Annotated in this window: 18 protein-coding genes; 7 read left to right on the forward strand and 11 right to left on the reverse strand. The window is 57.2% G+C overall.

Annotated elements, in window-relative coordinates:
- Positions 1 to 168: 168 nt before the first annotated feature.
- Positions 169 to 1557 (forward strand): sodium:solute symporter, encoded by a 1389-nt coding sequence (locus F7R20_RS31085; protein ID WP_003198973.1) that lies wholly within the window; start codon positions 169 to 171, stop codon positions 1555 to 1557.
- A gap of 207 nt (positions 1558 to 1764) precedes the next feature.
- On the opposite strand, the gene F7R20_RS32120 is transcribed toward F7R20_RS31085, so the two are convergent.
- Positions 1765 to 1893, reverse strand: coding sequence for a PA1414 family protein (locus F7R20_RS32120; protein ID WP_003198971.1), 129 nt, complete (start codon positions 1891 to 1893; stop codon positions 1765 to 1767).
- A gap of 139 nt (positions 1894 to 2032) precedes the next feature.
- The gene (ptrR, locus tag F7R20_RS31095) at positions 2033 to 2926 is read right to left on the reverse strand and encodes a putrescine utilization regulator PtrR (RefSeq protein ID WP_003198970.1); all 894 of its coding nucleotides are present in this window, start codon (positions 2924 to 2926) and stop codon (positions 2033 to 2035) included.
- A 103-nt stretch (positions 2927 to 3029) separates the two neighbouring features.
- Between ptrR and F7R20_RS31100 the strand changes: the two genes are divergently transcribed.
- Positions 3030 to 4202 carry an MFS transporter gene (locus F7R20_RS31100; RefSeq protein WP_003198968.1) on the forward strand — a complete coding sequence of 391 codons (1173 nt, stop codon included), beginning with the start codon at positions 3030 to 3032 and terminating at the stop codon, positions 4200 to 4202.
- On the opposite strand, the gene F7R20_RS31105 is transcribed toward F7R20_RS31100, so the two are convergent.
- Positions 4203 to 5657, reverse strand: a complete 1455-nt coding sequence (locus F7R20_RS31105; protein WP_003198965.1) for an NCS1 family nucleobase:cation symporter-1 — start codon at positions 5655 to 5657, stop codon at positions 4203 to 4205.
- 397 nt (positions 5658 to 6054) lie between these two features.
- Positions 6055 to 6891 carry a CvfB family protein gene (locus F7R20_RS31115; RefSeq protein ID WP_013692512.1) on the reverse strand — a complete coding sequence of 279 codons (837 nt, stop codon included), beginning with the start codon at positions 6889 to 6891 and terminating at the stop codon, positions 6055 to 6057.
- Between the two features lie 339 nt (positions 6892 to 7230).
- On the opposite strand from F7R20_RS31115, the gene F7R20_RS31120 reads away from it, so the two are divergent.
- The 3 genes from F7R20_RS31120 to F7R20_RS31130 all read left to right on the forward strand — a co-directional run bounded on the left by F7R20_RS31120 (position 7231) and on the right by F7R20_RS31130 (position 9279).
- Entirely contained in the window at positions 7231 to 7419 is a 189-nt protein-coding gene (locus tag F7R20_RS31120; protein WP_018607615.1) for a hypothetical protein, read from the forward strand.
- Positions 7420 to 7614: 195 nt separating this feature from the next.
- On the forward strand, positions 7615 to 8331 hold the full coding sequence (locus F7R20_RS31125) for a TorF family putative porin (RefSeq protein WP_003198961.1): 717 nt from the start codon (positions 7615 to 7617) through the stop codon (positions 8329 to 8331).
- 81 nt (positions 8332 to 8412) lie between these two features.
- The gene (locus F7R20_RS31130; protein WP_003198959.1) at positions 8413 to 9279 is read left to right on the forward strand and encodes a DUF6279 family lipoprotein; all 867 of its coding nucleotides are present in this window, start codon (positions 8413 to 8415) and stop codon (positions 9277 to 9279) included.
- Positions 9280 to 9435: 156 nt separating this feature from the next.
- Here the strand turns inward: F7R20_RS31130 and F7R20_RS31135 are convergent, their stop codons facing one another.
- Positions 9436 to 9828, reverse strand: a complete 393-nt coding sequence (locus tag F7R20_RS31135) for a hypothetical protein (protein WP_003198957.1) — start codon at positions 9826 to 9828, stop codon at positions 9436 to 9438.
- Between the two features lie 185 nt (positions 9829 to 10013).
- Here F7R20_RS31135 and F7R20_RS31140 point away from each other — a divergent pair, with 185 nt between their 5' ends.
- Positions 10014 to 10745 (forward strand): DUF899 domain-containing protein, encoded by a 732-nt coding sequence (locus F7R20_RS31140; protein WP_003198955.1) that lies wholly within the window; start codon positions 10014 to 10016, stop codon positions 10743 to 10745.
- A gap of 286 nt (positions 10746 to 11031) precedes the next feature.
- Here the strand turns inward: F7R20_RS31140 and F7R20_RS31145 are convergent, their stop codons facing one another.
- Positions 11032 to 11319 carry a HigA family addiction module antitoxin gene (locus F7R20_RS31145; RefSeq protein WP_027911620.1) on the reverse strand — a complete coding sequence of 96 codons (288 nt, stop codon included), beginning with the start codon at positions 11317 to 11319 and terminating at the stop codon, positions 11032 to 11034.
- Between the two features lie 835 nt (positions 11320 to 12154).
- Here F7R20_RS31145 and F7R20_RS31150 point away from each other — a divergent pair.
- A complete protein-coding gene (locus tag F7R20_RS31150; RefSeq protein ID WP_003198952.1) occupies positions 12155 to 12427 on the forward strand; it encodes a hypothetical protein in 273 nt (90 codons plus the stop codon).
- A gap of 270 nt (positions 12428 to 12697) precedes the next feature.
- Here the strand turns inward: F7R20_RS31150 and F7R20_RS31160 are convergent, their stop codons facing one another.
- The 5 genes from F7R20_RS31160 to F7R20_RS31180 all read right to left on the reverse strand — a co-directional run.
- Entirely contained in the window at positions 12698 to 12970 is a 273-nt protein-coding gene (locus tag F7R20_RS31160) for a colicin immunity domain-containing protein (RefSeq protein WP_033028069.1), read from the reverse strand.
- 277 nt (positions 12971 to 13247) lie between these two features.
- Positions 13248 to 13949, reverse strand: a complete 702-nt coding sequence (locus F7R20_RS31165) for a transposase (protein WP_003198950.1) — start codon at positions 13947 to 13949, stop codon at positions 13248 to 13250.
- 81 nt (positions 13950 to 14030) lie between these two features.
- Positions 14031 to 14399 (reverse strand): hypothetical protein, encoded by a 369-nt coding sequence (locus tag F7R20_RS31170; RefSeq protein WP_081352622.1) that lies wholly within the window; start codon positions 14397 to 14399, stop codon positions 14031 to 14033.
- 310 nt (positions 14400 to 14709) lie between these two features.
- Positions 14710 to 15108 (reverse strand): hypothetical protein, encoded by a 399-nt coding sequence (locus F7R20_RS31175; protein WP_033028067.1) that lies wholly within the window; start codon positions 15106 to 15108, stop codon positions 14710 to 14712.
- A partial coding sequence (locus F7R20_RS31180; RefSeq protein WP_151180629.1) for a transposase occupies positions 15108 to 15791 on the reverse strand: 684 nt, incomplete at its 5' end. The genes F7R20_RS31180 and F7R20_RS31175, both read right to left, overlap by 1 nt.

Below are 15791 nucleotides of genomic sequence, written 5' to 3' on the forward strand. Positions count from 1 at the left end.
CTGTGTTGCTCGTTCCCACGCACTGCGTAGGAATGCAGCCAGTGACGCTCTGCGTCATGCAGGGACGCGGAGCATCCCGGGCGGCATTTCCACGCAGAGCGTGGGAACGATCAGTGCACTGTTTCGCCCCGACTTCACTACAAAAAAGACAATCGGAGACACGCCACCATGGCTTTGGACTTAATCGTCGTTCTTCTCTACGCCACTGGCATGATCGCCCTCGGCTGGTACGGCATGCGCCGCGCCAAAACCCGTGACGACTACCTGGTCGCCGGGCGCAATCTCGGCCCGGGCTTTTACCTGGGCACCATGGCCGCCACCGTGCTGGGCGGTGCGTCCACCATTGGCACCGTGCGCCTGGGCTACGTCTACGGCATTTCCGGATTCTGGCTGTGCGGCGCCATCGGCCTGGGCATCGTCGGCCTGAGCCTGTTCCTCGCCAAGCCGTTGCTCAAGCTCAAGATCTACACCGTGACCCAGGTGCTGGAGCGCCGCTACAACCCGGCCGCGCGCCAGGCCAGTGCGTTGATCATGCTGGTTTATGCGCTGATGATCGGCGCCACCTCGACCATCGCCATCGGCACCGTGATGCAGGTGCTGTTCGGCTTGCCGTTCTGGGTGTCGATCCTGGTGGGCGGTGGCGTGGTGGTGCTGTATTCCACTATCGGCGGCATGTGGTCGCTGACCCTCACCGACATCGTGCAATTTCTGATCATGACCGTTGGCCTGGTGTTCCTGCTGATGCCGATGTCCATCGTCGATGCCGGCGGCTGGGATGCGATGGTGGCGGCATTGCCAGCCAGCTACTTCGACTTCACCGCGATTGGCTGGGACACCATCCTCACCTACTTCCTGATCTACTTCTTCGGCATCTTCATCGGCCAGGACATCTGGCAGCGGGTGTTCACCGCTCGCAGCGAAGGCGTGGCCAAAGTGGCTGGCACCGCCGCCGGCCTGTACTGCGTGCTGTACGGCCTGGCCGGTGCGTTGATCGGCATGGCGGCCAAGGTGTTGCTGCCGGACCTGGAAAACGTCAACAACGCCTTCGCCAGCATCGTCCAGACCAGCCTGCCCAACGGCATTCGTGGATTGGTGATCGCCGCGGCCCTGGCAGCCTTGATGTCCACCGCTGCGGCAGGCCTGCTCGCCGCGTCCACCACCGTCGTCCAGGACTTGCTGCCCCGTCTGCGCCAGGGCCGTGAAAGCGGCAGCGGCGACGTCCACGAAAACCGCATCGCGACCCTGCTGATGGGGGTGGTGGTCTTGGTGATCGCCCTGGTGGTCAGTGACGTCATCAGCGCCCTGACCCTGGCCTACAACCTGTTGGTGGGCGGCATGCTGATCCCGCTGATCGGTGCCATCTACTGGAAACGCGCCACCACCGCCGGCGCGATCAGCAGCATGTCGCTGGGCTTCCTGACCGCGCTGTTCTTCATGCTCAAGGACGGCCTGGACGCCAACACGCCGATCTACTACAGCCTGAGCGTGGCGCTGGTGAGTTTTGTGCTGGTGAGCTTGTTGTCGCCACGGCCGAGCGTGGTGGCCAAGGTGGTTTGACCGACAACCCTGGGCAATGAGATCCCTGTGGGAGCGAGCTTGCTCGCGATGACGGCGGTACATTCAACATGAATGCATGCCGGTCCACCGCTATCGCGAGCAAGCTCGCTCCCACATTGGTTGTCTTCAGGCATAAAAAAGATCGCAGTTGCGGGCCATCTCGACTGAAATGGTCCGCAACTGCGATCTCTCCAAATCCTGGTGGGTTTACCGGCGGCGCGGTTGGCGGCGGCGTTGCTCGTCATCGGTGCGGATCGGTACCGGTTGCATCGGTGGCTCAATCAGGCCAAGCGCGACACCCAGGTCGTGAAGCCAATTCTGGATTTTCTCTTTCATCGTGGTGCCCCCTCAGGGTGGTACGAGCGGCAAATTACTGTGGCCCCTTCGCACTGATAATAGTCCGATGTTCTACGCAATGCTCGTCTCAGTTTGCAATGATCTGTTACTGAATTGATCCAAATCCACCTCCCGGAGTTCAAGCCGATTGCGCCGTCGTCATGGACGCTCGCGGCCAGGCCTGTTGTTGCAATTCAATCCAAGCGTTGAGGTTGGCCCCGACCATGCCTTTGCGCCACATCAGCCAGGTCGTGGCGCTGGCAAACGGCTCGACCAACGGGTGCACCGCCACCCGCTCGCGGCCCGGCAGGCTGGCGAGCATCGATTCCGACATCAACGCCACCCCGGACCCGGCGATCACACACGCCAGCATCCCTTGGTAAGACTCGATTTCCATCGCCCGGCCCATGGTCGCGTGGTCATGGGCAAACCAGGCCTCCAAGCGCATCCGGTAGGAGCAACCACGCCGGAACGTGAACACAGCGCGGCCCTGCACATCCAGCGCGCTGCGTACCGGCGCATGATCGGCCTCGGTAATCAGCACCAACCGCTCGTCGCACAACGGCACGCCATCGAGCCCCGCCAGCTCCAGCGGGCCGTCCACCAACGCCGCGTCGAGCCGATTGGTGAGCAAGCCCTCGAGCAATTCGCCACTCGGCCCGGACTGCACTTGCAGGTTCACCGCCGGATACGCCCGGTGATAAGTCGCCAGCAAGTCCGGCAGATGCGTCGCCGCCGTGCTGTACATCGTGCCCAGCAGGAAGTCCCCGGCCGGTTGCCCGCCCTGCACCGCCGCATGGGCTTCGTCGTGCAAGGCGAACAGCTTGGCCGCATAGTCCAAGAGGACTTTTCCTGCCGGTGACAACTGCAAACGCTGACGCTCACGCAGGAAAAGGTCCACGCCCAGTTGCTCTTCAAGCTGCTTGAGCCGGGTCGAAAGATTCGACGGCACCCGGTGCAGACGCTCGGCGGCCCGGGTGATGGAACCTTCCTCGGCCACGGCCTGGAAAATCCGTAATTGGCTGAACTCCACAACCTTCTCCAAAAAAGAACAAGTTACTCACTATTATTCATTTTTAATGAAAGTCAATCGATCCTAGCCTGACGGTCATTCGCCTCGACGCTGGAGAACGACCATGTCACCTCTTATTCGCCTGCTCGGCAGTTTCATCGCGCTGATGATGGCCATGGGCATTGGCCGCTTCGCCCTTACGCCCCAGTTACCTCATTTGATCGGCGAAGGTCAGCTCGACTTGACCGCCGCCGGTCTGATTGCCGCCGCCAACTACCTGGGTTATTTCCTCGGTGCCCTGGACGCCATGTTCGCCCGCCGTCCGGAACAGGTGCGGCGACGGTTGCTCGGCGGCCTGTGGCTGTGTGTATTGCTGACCTTGGCCTCGTTCTGGGCCTGGGGTTTCTGGCCACACCTGGCATTGCGCTTTGGCACCGGCGTGGCGAGTGCCTGGGTGCTGGTGATGATCACCGCCCTGAGCCAGCCCTTGGCAGCGGCGGCGGGACGGCCACGGCTCGGCGCCCTGGTATTTGCCGGACCTGGATTGGGGATTTTTCTGACAGGCTTATTGGCTCTGGGCTCAAACCTGCTGGGCCAGACCTCCGCGACTCTGTGGCTGGTGTACGCCGGCGTGGCGCTGGCGATGCTATTGGTGATTTTGCCGATCCTGCCGCAACCCGCCGCGACCGCGACCGTTGCCGCGCCGGTTCCCGCCTCGCCGAACCGTGGCATCGCTCGACTGGGCGTGGTGTACGCCCTGTATGGCGTGGGCTACATCATTCCGGCCACGTTCCTGTCGCAAATGGCCTCGGCGCAGTTCCACGGGCAATGGCTGGCGGACCTGTTCTGGCCCTGCTTCGGCCTGGCCGCCGCCACCGGTGTGTTGCTGGTCAGCCTGCGTCGCCCCACCCCGAACACCACCGGTCGCTGGCTGATCGGTACGCTCTGGCTGCAAGCCGCTGGGGTATTTGCCTGCCTGCTGGGCAGCGGCCCGGGCCTGGCGTTGGGCGTGATCTTGTGTGGCACGCCGTTCCTGGCCTGCATGCAACTGGTGATGCTGCGCTCCCGGGAACTGGCGCCCCATGCCACCCAGCGCAACGCTGGCCTGTTGACCGCCTGTTTTGCCGTGGGCCAACTCAGCGGGCCGCTGCTGGCGGCGCTGAGCAGCCATTTCAGCGGCGGCCTGCAACCGGCGCTGATCATCGCCGGCAGCGGTCTGCTGCTGGCCGGCGGCCTGTTGCTGCGGCCCGCCAGCCAGGGCGCGGCGAGGCCTTGCGCCCAGACTGCCCTGCGTTGATCAGGCCTGGCCGGCCGGGCTGAGCGATTTGTTCAGCTGCGCGGCCGGCTCGCGGCGCGCCAGAGCGAAATACAACACCCCACCAAGGAAGCAACCGGTAAACCAGGCAAAGTTGGCCATCGGTTGCAGCAGCGGCGTGAAGGTGATCGCCACGCCCATCAACGTGGCCGGAATCAACGCCTTCACCGCGGTCCAGTTGATGCCGCCACTGTAGTAATAACGCCCGTTCGGCCCGTCATTGAACAACGCATCCACGTCGATCTGCTGCTTTTTGATCAGGTAGTAATCCACCAGCAAGATCCCGAACAGCGGACCGATGAACGCCGCCAGCACGTCAAGGGTGTAGTGGATCACTTCAGGGTTATTGAACAGGTTCCACGGCGTGATGAAAATCGAGGCCACCGCCGCGATCATGCCGCCAGCGCGCCAACTGATCTTGCTGGGCGCGACGTTGGCGAAGTCGAACGCCGGGGAGACGAAGTTGGCGACAATGTTGATGCCGATGGTGGCGGTCACAAAGGCAAAGGCGCCCAGCAAGACGGCCACACTGTTGTCGATGCGCGCCACAGTGGCGATCGGGTCATGAAGCATTTCACCGAACACCGGCAAGGTCCCGGAAACAATCACCACGGTGACCAGGGAGAACGCCAGGAAATTCACCGGCAGCCCCCAGAAATTGCCCCGGCGTACGTCAGACATGCTCCGGCAGTAACGGCTGAAATCGCCGAAGTTCAGGGTCGGACCGGAAAAGTACGACACCACCAACGCCGTCGCCACGATCACCTGGCCAAACGCCTGCCAACCAGACAGGGACTTTTCCGCCAGGGTGAAGCTGATATTGCTCCAACCGGCCTTCCACACGATCCAACCGGCCAACAGGAACATCACGGCATAGACCACCGGTCCGGCCCAGTCGATGAAACGACGGATCGATTCCATACCGGTCCAGAACACCAGCGCCTGGACAAACCACAAGCTGAGGAAACCGAACCAGCCCAGGTAGGACAAACCGGCAAAATGCGGCGTCGCGTAGGCTTCCATCGAAGGAAAAAACCGTAGCACCACAATGATCAGAGCACTGGAAGCCAGGTACGTCTGAATGCCGTACCAGGCCACGGCGATCAAGCCGCGAATGACCGCCGGAATATTCGCCCCGAACACCCCGAACGCCAGCCGACAGATCACCGGATACGGCACCGCCGCCTGCTGGCTCGGCCTGGCGACCAAGTTGGCGATCAACTGCACGATGCAGATCCCGCCGAGCAAGGCAATCAACACCTGCCAGCTCGCCAACCCCAACGCAAACAGACTGGCGGCAAACACATAGCCGCCCACACTGTGCACATCGCTCATCCAGAAGGCGAAGATGTTGTACCAATTCCATTTCTGCGGCAGCGGGCCCAGGTCCTCGTTATAGAGGCGGGGGCTGTAGCCGTTGGGCAATTGCTCGGACATTGCGGGGCTCCTTTGAGTACCGCCGTGCCCCCGCATCGACCTGCTCACCATACTGCGCACGGGAGCCGGCATGGTTTGTATACGCGTTGCTACGCAGAATGCGTGCCATAGCGGCGAAATGTGAGACAAACCGGGGTGTGCAGCGGCGGTTAAAGCCGAGCAAGAGCAGGCATGTGCCCACGAACAGGGCGCGGGCGCATGCTAAAGGTGCAGGGTTTTGTATACAGAGGAAAGTCGCAGCGAACCGCTATGTGGGAGCAAAGCTTGCTCGCGAAACAGGCGCCTCGGTTTCAGAAAGACCGCATCGCCTTCATCGCGGGCAAGCCTTGCTCCCACAACTGGCCTCGCTGGCCACATAAAACCCTTACTTGCCACAGATGAGTGGCTCGACTGAAGATCAGCTCAGCTCGATGCGATCGGCATGAATGACAATCTGCCCATTCTTGTACAGCGCACCAATGGCCTTCTTGAAGTTGCCCTTGCTCACGCCAAACAGGCTGCTGATCAGCACCGGGTCGCTCTTGTCACTGACCGGCAGGGTGCCGTTGTTTTCACGCAACTTGGCGAGGATCTTGGCGTTCAGGCTGGTGGCGGCTTCCTGGCCCACGGGCTGCAGGCTCAGGCTGATCTTGCCGTCCGGGCGGATTTCCTTGATGAAGCCTTTTTCCTGCTTACCGGCGCGCATGAACTTGAAGATTTCGTTCTTGTGGATCAGGCCCCAGTGCTTGTTATTGATGATCGCCTTGAACCCCATGTCGGTGGCTTCGGCGACCAGCAGATCCACTTCCTGGCCCGGCGTGTAGTTGGCCGGCGTCTTGTCCAGGTAACGATCCAGGCGCGCCGTGGCGGTGATGCGGCGAGTGTGCTTGTCGAGGTAGACGTGTACCACGCAGTACTCGCCAGCGGTCATCTGGCGCTTTTCTTCGGAGTACGGCAGCAGCAGATCCTTGGGCAGGCCCCAGTCCAGGAACACGCCGATGCTGTTGACTTCAGCCACTTTCAGGCTGGCAAATTCACCGACCTGAACTTTGGGTTTTTCCGTGGTGGCGATCAGTTTGTCGTCGCTGTCCAGATAAATAAAAACATTGAGCCAGTCTTCATCTTCGCTGGGAATATCCTTGGGGATATAACGGTTGGGCAGCAGGATTTCGCCGTCCGCACCGCCGTCCAGATATAAACCGAAGTTAGTGTGTTTAACCACTTGCAAACTGTTGTAGCGCCCGACTAAAGCCATTTCCAATACCCTCATTGCGTGGGCGGCATTCTACCCGTTTTTGCGGCGCGATTCGTGGTCGCAGACAAGGTTTGCCGGCAAGGCCCTGCACAACCGTTGATTTTCCTGGGCTTTCGCCCCAGACACGGCCATTCGTCAGGCGAACGACGGTGCGTACAGCTCGCCATCAACGCCGTATTTCGTCCACGGTTGTTATTTAAAACAGAGGCTTAGGGCAATAATTGCCGGATAATCGCTCATTATTCCCGTCACGATAGTGATAATTCAGAAGAATATTTGCCAAGCAATTGTCAAGTATTTCCTGTACGATGCCTGGCCCAATTAATTATCTACAGGTTAATGGCCGTCATGCGCGTAAAAGCATCCAACAGCAAAGCAAAGCCAGCTCCAGCCGTTGAAACCAGCGAGTCGATCAACGACCAGATCGCTGCGTTCCTCAAGTCCGGCGGCGAGATCCAGCAAATTGCCAAAGGCGTCAGCGGCCAGACATTCGGCCCGTCCAAGCAGATCAGCCTGGGCAAGAAGTAACCTGCGCGTCACCTGGTCCCAAAGCGCTTTGAGCTTCGAAGCGCTTGGACTGGAACCCTCCCCCGCCCCACCCATTTCCCATGAATCGACGAACGGCCTTCGCAGCCGAGCATTCGCCGGTATGCTTTCACCTCTCTAGCTCAAGCGTTTCAGCTTAATAACCGATCCTGCTTCCCGCTTTTCATGGAGTGAAGCATGCGTGGCCCTATTGTTCTGCTGATGATCAGCCTGTTGCCATGTTCCCTCGCCCAGGGGCAGGTATTCCAGCGCGAGCTCGGCGACTTCGACCTCAAGCTTGGCACCACGCCCAGCCGCAGCATGGCCCAGGGCCTGGTCACGCCGTCGAGCACCGGCTCGTTCCATGGTGGCCTGGACCTGAGCCACGACAGCGGCTGGTACGTCGGCCAGTGGTCACCCAGCGCCGGCCTGACACCGTCCGCCGACCTTGAAGTCGATTCCTACATGGGCTTTAAACAACCCTTCGACCAGACCCTGGGCTACGAAGTCGGCCTGATCCACTACAGCTACCCCACCGTCGATACCCTCGACAGCCAGGAGTTCTACGGCGGCCTGACCGTGCTTGGCAGCCGTTTCGGCGCGGCCCTGAGCAACGACCCGGATAAACAGAACAGCACGCTGTTTGCCGACCTGGGCGGCAACATACCGTTCGGAATTGGCATCAGCGCCAAATACACCACCCACCAGCTCAACACACCGGTCTCGGTCGAGAACGGTTATGTCGGCAGTTTCAGCGACTGGTCATTGAAAATTTCCCGCCCGTGGAAGGGCCTCGACCTGGACCTGATCTACAGCGACTCAAGCCTCAGCGGCAGCAGTTGCTCGGCATACTCCGGCCACAACAGCGAATGCGACAGCCTGCTGACCCTCAAGATGGCCCACCCTTTTTACTAAGCGTTACGCATTTAATCGGCTGAACTGCCGCGCGTCTGCGATGCTCAAACAAAGCACCTCCGCCTTCGCAAGGACTCGCTCATGCCGCGCTGGTTGACCCGCTCTGCCATGTTCATCACCCTGTTGCTGACGCTCACCGCCTGCAGCCGCATAGGCCTGGCCTACCGCAACCTCGACCTGATCATTCCCTGGACCCTCAACGATTACCTGGACATCAGAGGCGCGCAAAAAGACTGGTTCAACGAACGCCTCAAGGACCATCTGACCTGGCATTGCACCACCCAATTGCCCGGTTACCTCGACTGGCTGGATCGCCTCAAGACCATGGTACAAACCGACCAGGTAACCGACGAAGCCTTGCAACAACGCACCCGGGAAGCCGAGGCCGCCATCGCCGAAACCGCCCGGGAAATCACCCCCTCGGCCATCGAACTGCTGCAAGGCCTGAACGACGACCAAGTCGATGACATGGACGCCGCCTTCGTCAAGGACCAGCGCAAACGCCAGCAGCAGTACCTCAAGCCGACGTTGCAGGAACAGATCCAGGAACGCAGCGACCGCATGGTCAAACGCCTGGACGACTGGCTCGGCCCGCTCACCGACGCCCAGCGCCAACGGGTGACGGCCTGGTCCACCGCCCTGGGGGACCAGAACCAGCAATGGATCGCCAACCGCGCCCACTGGCAAAACCAGTTCAGCGAAGCCGTGGCCCAACGCCACAGCCCCGACTTCCCCAAGCGCATCGAACAATTGCTGGTCAACCGCGAAAGCCTCTGGACCCCCGCCTACCGCGAGGCCTTCAGCAAAACCGAAGCCCAGGCCCGCAGCCTGCTGGTGGACCTGATGGCCGAAAGCACCCCGCCCCAGCGCGAACGGCTGCTGAAGAAAATCGACGGGGTGAAGAAGGATTTCACTGATTTGAAGTGCCTGAAAGCAGCACGCTCCTAAAACCACTGAGATCCCATGTGAGAGCGAGCTTGTGTGGGAGCAAGGCTTGCCCGCGATAGCATTACCTCGGTCCATCTGATAGACCATGTTGCCTGCATCGCGGGCAAGCCTTGCTCCCACACAAGCCCTGCTCCCACGGGATTCAGTACAGGCCTGTCAGGCAATCTGCGCCTTCGAAGCCAAATCATCAAACGTAAACTCATCCAGGGCATCTTCCTGCTCATCCAACACCTGGCGCGGATGATCATTGCCCGGAATGCTGCTATCAATCAGGCTCAACAACCGCGAGCCCCGCGGCGTCAGCACAAAATTCTCGCCGTTACCGCCCTGTTCCTCCGGCCGCGGCTCAATGTAGCCACGTTCAAGCAGCAACTTTTCATACTCCCCAGCGACAGCCTTCAGATGATCGAGGTTCTCGATCGGCTCGCCTTCTGCCGCTTTCGCCGCCGCGTACTCCTCCGCATAAACCCGAGGAGCAAAGTTGTGACCGGCGCCGTTCTGCACTTCGTGCAACAACCGTTCGATCAAGTCCCAGTTATAAGTCGTCATCCTGGTCCATCCTCCAAAGAGTGAGATGCCTACCTAGGTTGTGACCGAGGCGCCGCGCCGCCGTTCAGCCGGGTTTCCAGTCGGTCCCAACCTTGAACCGACCAACGGCCTGTCGAATTGCTCCGAGGCCAAACGACCAACTGTTGAAGGCCGATCTAGCGGCCCTGACCACAGGAGAAATCACCATGAACGTAGAGAACCATCCAGTCGTCTCGCGGGAAGAATGGCTCGCCGCCCGTCGCCAACACCTGGCCCACGAAAAAACCTTCACCCACGAACGGGACAAACTCAGCGCCGAACGCCGCGCGCTGCCCTGGGTAAAAATCGACAAACCCTACCGCTTCCAAGGCCCCCACGGCGAACTGAGCCTGGCCGACCTGTTCGGCGGCCGCAGCCAACTGATCATCTACCATTTCATGTTCGGCCCTGGCTGGACAGAAGGTTGCCAGGGCTGCTCGTTCCTGTCCGACCACATCGACGGCGCCAACCAACACCTGGCCCACCACGACGTCGCCTTGGTCGCCGTCTCCCGCGCCCCTTTCGCCGAATTCCACCCCTTCAAACGCCGCATGGGCTGGAAGTTTGACTGGGTCTCATCGCAAGACTGCGACTTCAACTACGACTTCGGCGTCAGCTTCAAAACCGAAGACACCGTCACCGGAAAAGCCACCTACAACTACGAAACAACCGACACCACCGAAGGCGAACTCCCCGGCCTGAGCGTCTTCTATCGCAACGAAGCCGGCGACATCTTCCACACCTACTCCACCTACGCCCGCGGCCTCGACATCCTGGTCGGCACCTACAACTACCTCGACCTGACGCCCAAGGGCCGCAACGAAGACGAAATCATGGACTGGGTGCGGCATCACGATAAATACGAAGAGGCCAAGCCCCACGGCTGCTGCCACAGTTGATGCGCCAACCGCGCCAACCCGCCCAGTCGAGCGCGAACCCGGTGGCGAGGGGATTTATCCCCGCTGGGCTGCGCAGCAGCCCCAAGCCAAGCAACTCGGTGTGCCAGGAAGATTGAGTTCGCTGCTTTAGGGCTGCTACGCAGCCCAGCGGGGATAAATCCCCTCGCCACAAAAGGAGTTGTTCGACTAACTCCAAACAAGAACTGGACCAGGCCACAATTAAAAAGACAGCCAATCTCGATTGGCCTGTCTCAATCTCCATGCCCGGCGACATTCGAGGGATGATTCAGGCGAAAGCGAGCTTTCTTACCTGCAACAAATCAACATGCTGACGAGCCACCCACAGATCGTAAGCATCCTGCATGGCTAGCCAACTCTCCGGCGAGCGGCCAAGTGCTACAGACAACCGCAACGCCATTTCAGGCGAAACGCGGCTAGTGCCCTTCAAGACACGGCTCAGTGTCGAGGGGGCTACACCGAGCTTTTCCGCCAGCCCACGACCGCTGATGCCGTTCGGCTCCAGATAAATCTCGGTAATGAACTCCCCGGGATGGGGAGGATTGTGCATGTTCATCAGCACGGCGCGGCGGAAGAAATCCTCACCTAGCGGGGGTATATCGCTGGTATCGATGTCCGAGTCGTCCAACTTGGCCAAACGCTCCCAATCGGTTTTCGATGTTTCCGACATAACGTATGCCTCCTGCTTAGTGGCTATTCGGGCGCAGACATACAGATCTCATCGCCTCGCCGTTCGGTGTAACCAACCACGCACTGATCAGGCCGATGGTTCGACGCGGCGCACCTCTGACCAAAGACTACTGTCGAAACCCTCCTTCTGAAATCAGACGCATCCCGTATAGAAGTACGAAGGATCCCGCTCGGAGGTTGAAACTTCCTACTAAACGGACAGATGACGAAACCAGTTCGTAGTAGAAGAAACCAGGACTTATTCACATCACAACGAACACTCAGAGGCCAAGCCCTGCGGCGACTAATGCAGATAAGCACAATCCTCAAATCGAGCACCGCCCCGTGGCGAGGGAGCTTGCTCCCGCTCGACTGCGCAGCAGTCGCTTGCTTTAAGCCGACAATGCCAGGCCAAACGTCCTACATGAAGCTCGGAAAGCGGTGTCTTGTGGCACCGGAGCGGGCCAGCCTATAGTCCCTCGTCGCCCAAAAAGGCGATTCGGGTTTGGCGACTCGATTACAGAGAATGCGAAAGCTACCAGCTGATTGCAGGTACCGACGCACCCGCAAAGCCGCTATATTCCACGGCGGCTGTGCGCGGGAGATCTTCGGATCTGCCGGTTTTCTCTGTAACCGGTTCGCCAACCTGCGCACAGCCACCACCCAATCGTTTGGCGACGACTGAGTGATGGCTTTCAGCCAATCAAACAGAGATCTTCAAAATGAATCGATATATGCCCATCACAGGCATCGACTGTGTCCCCGCAACGTTGCTCATCGATACCGAAGCCCCGCTGGACGTCCTTTTCGAAACCGCCGACTACCGCATCCGCACCGTGACCCAGGTGCTGGAAAACATCGCGTTCCGCTCGGATATCAGCTCCGATACGGTGGTGCTTTCTGATTTTTGCAAGCTGCTGACGATATCGCTTCGCGATGGATGTGATGTGTTGGATGTGATTGGGAGGCGGCTGCGAGCGCAAGCTGCTGAATAACGAAAACGGGCGACCTTTGGGTCGCCCGTTTTTCACATACGCGGAGAGCAAAATGATCGAGACCTTTACAGAATTTGACCCGCAGAATATCTCAGCACACCAGAGGCCATTGCGGAGTTCATGAGAGATGCCCGGGAAACCGGCGATACAAGCTATATCGACAAAGCGATGGAAGTAGTCGCACGAGCAGAAAAAGGGACCGACCACGTTTTCTATCTAAGAAACCGCACAGATAACGTGATCTGCCCCCGCCCCCCCCCATTGAAACAGCTAATCAGACACTATCTTTTGCACCAAACTCGCAACCTCAGTTCTAAGCATTTCGTCGTCAAGCTCATACTCTTCCCTTGACTCGCTTGGCTCGTACATATCCGCAGCACAAAAAATACTTGACAGACACTCATTTAACGAGGACTCATCGAATTGAAGGACGTTCCTATCTCGCTCAATTTTCCAAAGTTCTATATAAGCCACAGAGAAAATTTCGGCTGTCAGTCTTCCCGCTACAAACGATCGTGAAAACTCTAAAATAGTAAGACTCATCGCAGCACTCTATTTTTAATGAAATTCTCAAACTGCTGAGTTCCTGGAGGAAAAATAACGGGCAAAATAACGGGGACAGACCACGTTTTCTATCTGAGAAACGCACAAATAACGTGGTCTGTCCCCGGCTCTGCTTTCCTACGTTACCTCAATGGAGCACAAAATAAAGGCCCCAACAAATCATTAGTGAAATATCGAGTCTCGACATCTACAGCTGGCTCTAACCCACCGTAAAATTTTGCCACCCCAAAAAATCGAGGAGAAAAAGGGGACAGATTTATTTTTCCAAATCAATCCTTGGCCGGCCCTGCCCTCGCTGCTCTATTCGTACACCAACAATCCGCTCTACCTCGTCCACAAAACGGCTCGTCCCCGTCAACTGACCTCGCTGCAAAGCATCTCGAATCAATTTGATCTCATCCGCTGGAACGGCTTGGCGTATGAACGTCCCATACTGACGACAACGCTCCGCAGTTGTATTACCCAGAGCAACAAAGCATGGATCAGCATCCAGCCAATGGCCGTCTGGCACATCACCTACCCGGGCTCGATAGCTCGACCATGGGTAATCCGCAGCATCAGCCACCATACGAGCTCGCACTGGATTCAATTCGATGTAACGGCAACAGGCAAGCAAGTAAGAATCCGAATGCACCACACTGGATTTGTAACGGCTTTCCCATAAAGTACCTGAACGCCCCTCCAGCCGATTGCGGTAGCGCGTCGCACGCGCCGCCAGAGCCTTCATCAACTGCCCCAATCCAGCGACCGATTCCCCCGGAGCCAACAACAGATGAACATGATTGGTCATCAGGCAATAGGCGTAGACCTTTACGCCAAATGCATCCTTAAGCTCACGCAGGTCCGTGAGGTAGCGTTGATAATCCTCGGCGACGGCAAACACCACCTGACGGTTATGACCGCGTTGTACGATATGGTGTGGGTAATTCGGTATAACAATACGTCCCATCCTGGGCATACTTGATTCCTCCTCCATGGAAGCTTTCAGCATAGCAAAGAATCAAAAAATAAATCTGTCCCCTTTTCCCTTTTGCACCAACTAATCTTCGACAATTATATCTACAGCTTGCCCCTTGATAGCTACTCGACCCCAGTCTCCGGTCAGTTCATAGCCACCATCACAACCAACAAAACTGTCTATATTCCCATAATCGAACTCGCCCGAAGCATCTGCATATGCCATAAACCTCCTATCAAGCCACTCGAAAGAATCTACATTTAGAAAGCGCAAAAAAATCTTTCTATAGCAATGTTTCTCTCCTTCTTGTGGTTTTTTATATTTTGGATGATTTTCAGTAAGAACTGCTTCTAACTCAAAGACTAGAGAGCCCTCCCCCTCACAAACAGATAAAACATAGCTATCTTCGAGATAGATATTTGAAAGCGAGGGGATTTCATAATAATTCATATTTATCCTCACAAATCAAAGTCAATTGACGTGTGATTATCCGGACTTTTTCTTGTTACCGGATTACCAAAGGCGTCTGTTCTTTGACCTGTCGCACTTTTAAACTAGGAAAAAGGGGACAGATTTATTTTTCCACGGCTCAAATTCTCGAAGCACCTTGGAGAGGCTTGAGCACGCGTTGCGAGCAGAGGTACATCAAGAGGCGCAGGCATTGGAGTAGATTTGTGGGGACCCCTCAGAATCTATCCCTTTTTTCTATAAGTAAGTGCCATTCAAATCTAGCCCACTTTTCTGTTCGCCATTTCTTTCGTCATGACGAAAAATAGCCCCCTCTTTCATCTATCCAAATCACACCAGGAACCTCATAAAAATAAAAAGTCAGATCCTCATCATTATCACTTGCAACATTTTTAGGCCATTTACCTTTCAAATAAGAAATTATTTGCCCAGCCTCCAAATCCCACTGAGCAGCACTATCAGCAACAGAAAACTTGGGTTTCTCATTATCCGGCGAAACATAACAATCTGCACCTGGAGCAATAAATTTTATTCTCCCCTCATTCAACAAACTCTCAATCACGAAAAAAAATTTATCTCTTCGCTGATCGAAAGACAACCCAGGACTCCACGACTCGATAGAGCTAAAAATAGCAGACAACCCCAAACCAAAGGAATCACGCACTATTTTCTCAATCAAATCCACAGTCATTATTTACCTCCAGTCAGAAATTTTATTTCTGGATTATACGTTGTATCTGTCACAGCCTTGGGAATATCTATAGTCCATGCAGGGCCAGCTTGCCCGGTCAAAGATGCAAAATTACGAAGAGTAAAGTTCCCTCGAACAATTCGCTCTACCTCGTCCACAAAACGGCTCGTCCCCGTCAACTGACCTCGCTGCAAAACATCTCGAATCAATTTGATCTCATCCGCTGGAACGGCTTGGCGTACGAACGTCCCATACTGACGACAACGCTCCGCAGTTGTATTATCCAGAGCAACAAAGCATGGATCAGCATCCAGCCAATGGCCGTCTGGCACATCACCTACCCGGGCTCGATAGCTCGACCATGGGTAATCCGCAGCATCTGCCACCATACGAGCTCGCACTGGATTCAATTCGATGTAACGGCAACAGGCAAGCAAGTAAGAACCCGACTGCACCACACTGGATTTGTAACGGCTTTCCCATAAAGTACCTGAACGCCCCTCCAGCCGATTGCGGTAGCGCGTCGCACGCGCCGCCAGAGCCTTCATCAACTGCCCCAATCCAGCGACCGATTCCCCCGGAGCCAACAACAGATGAACATGATTGGTCATCAGGCAATAGGCGTAGACCTTTACGCCAAATGCATCCTTAAGCTCACGCAGGTCCGTGAGGTAGCGTTGATA

Source organism: Pseudomonas brassicacearum subsp. brassicacearum, from assembly GCF_008801605.1.
Taxonomy (GTDB): Bacteria; Pseudomonadota; Gammaproteobacteria; order Pseudomonadales; family Pseudomonadaceae; genus Aquipseudomonas; species Aquipseudomonas brassicacearum.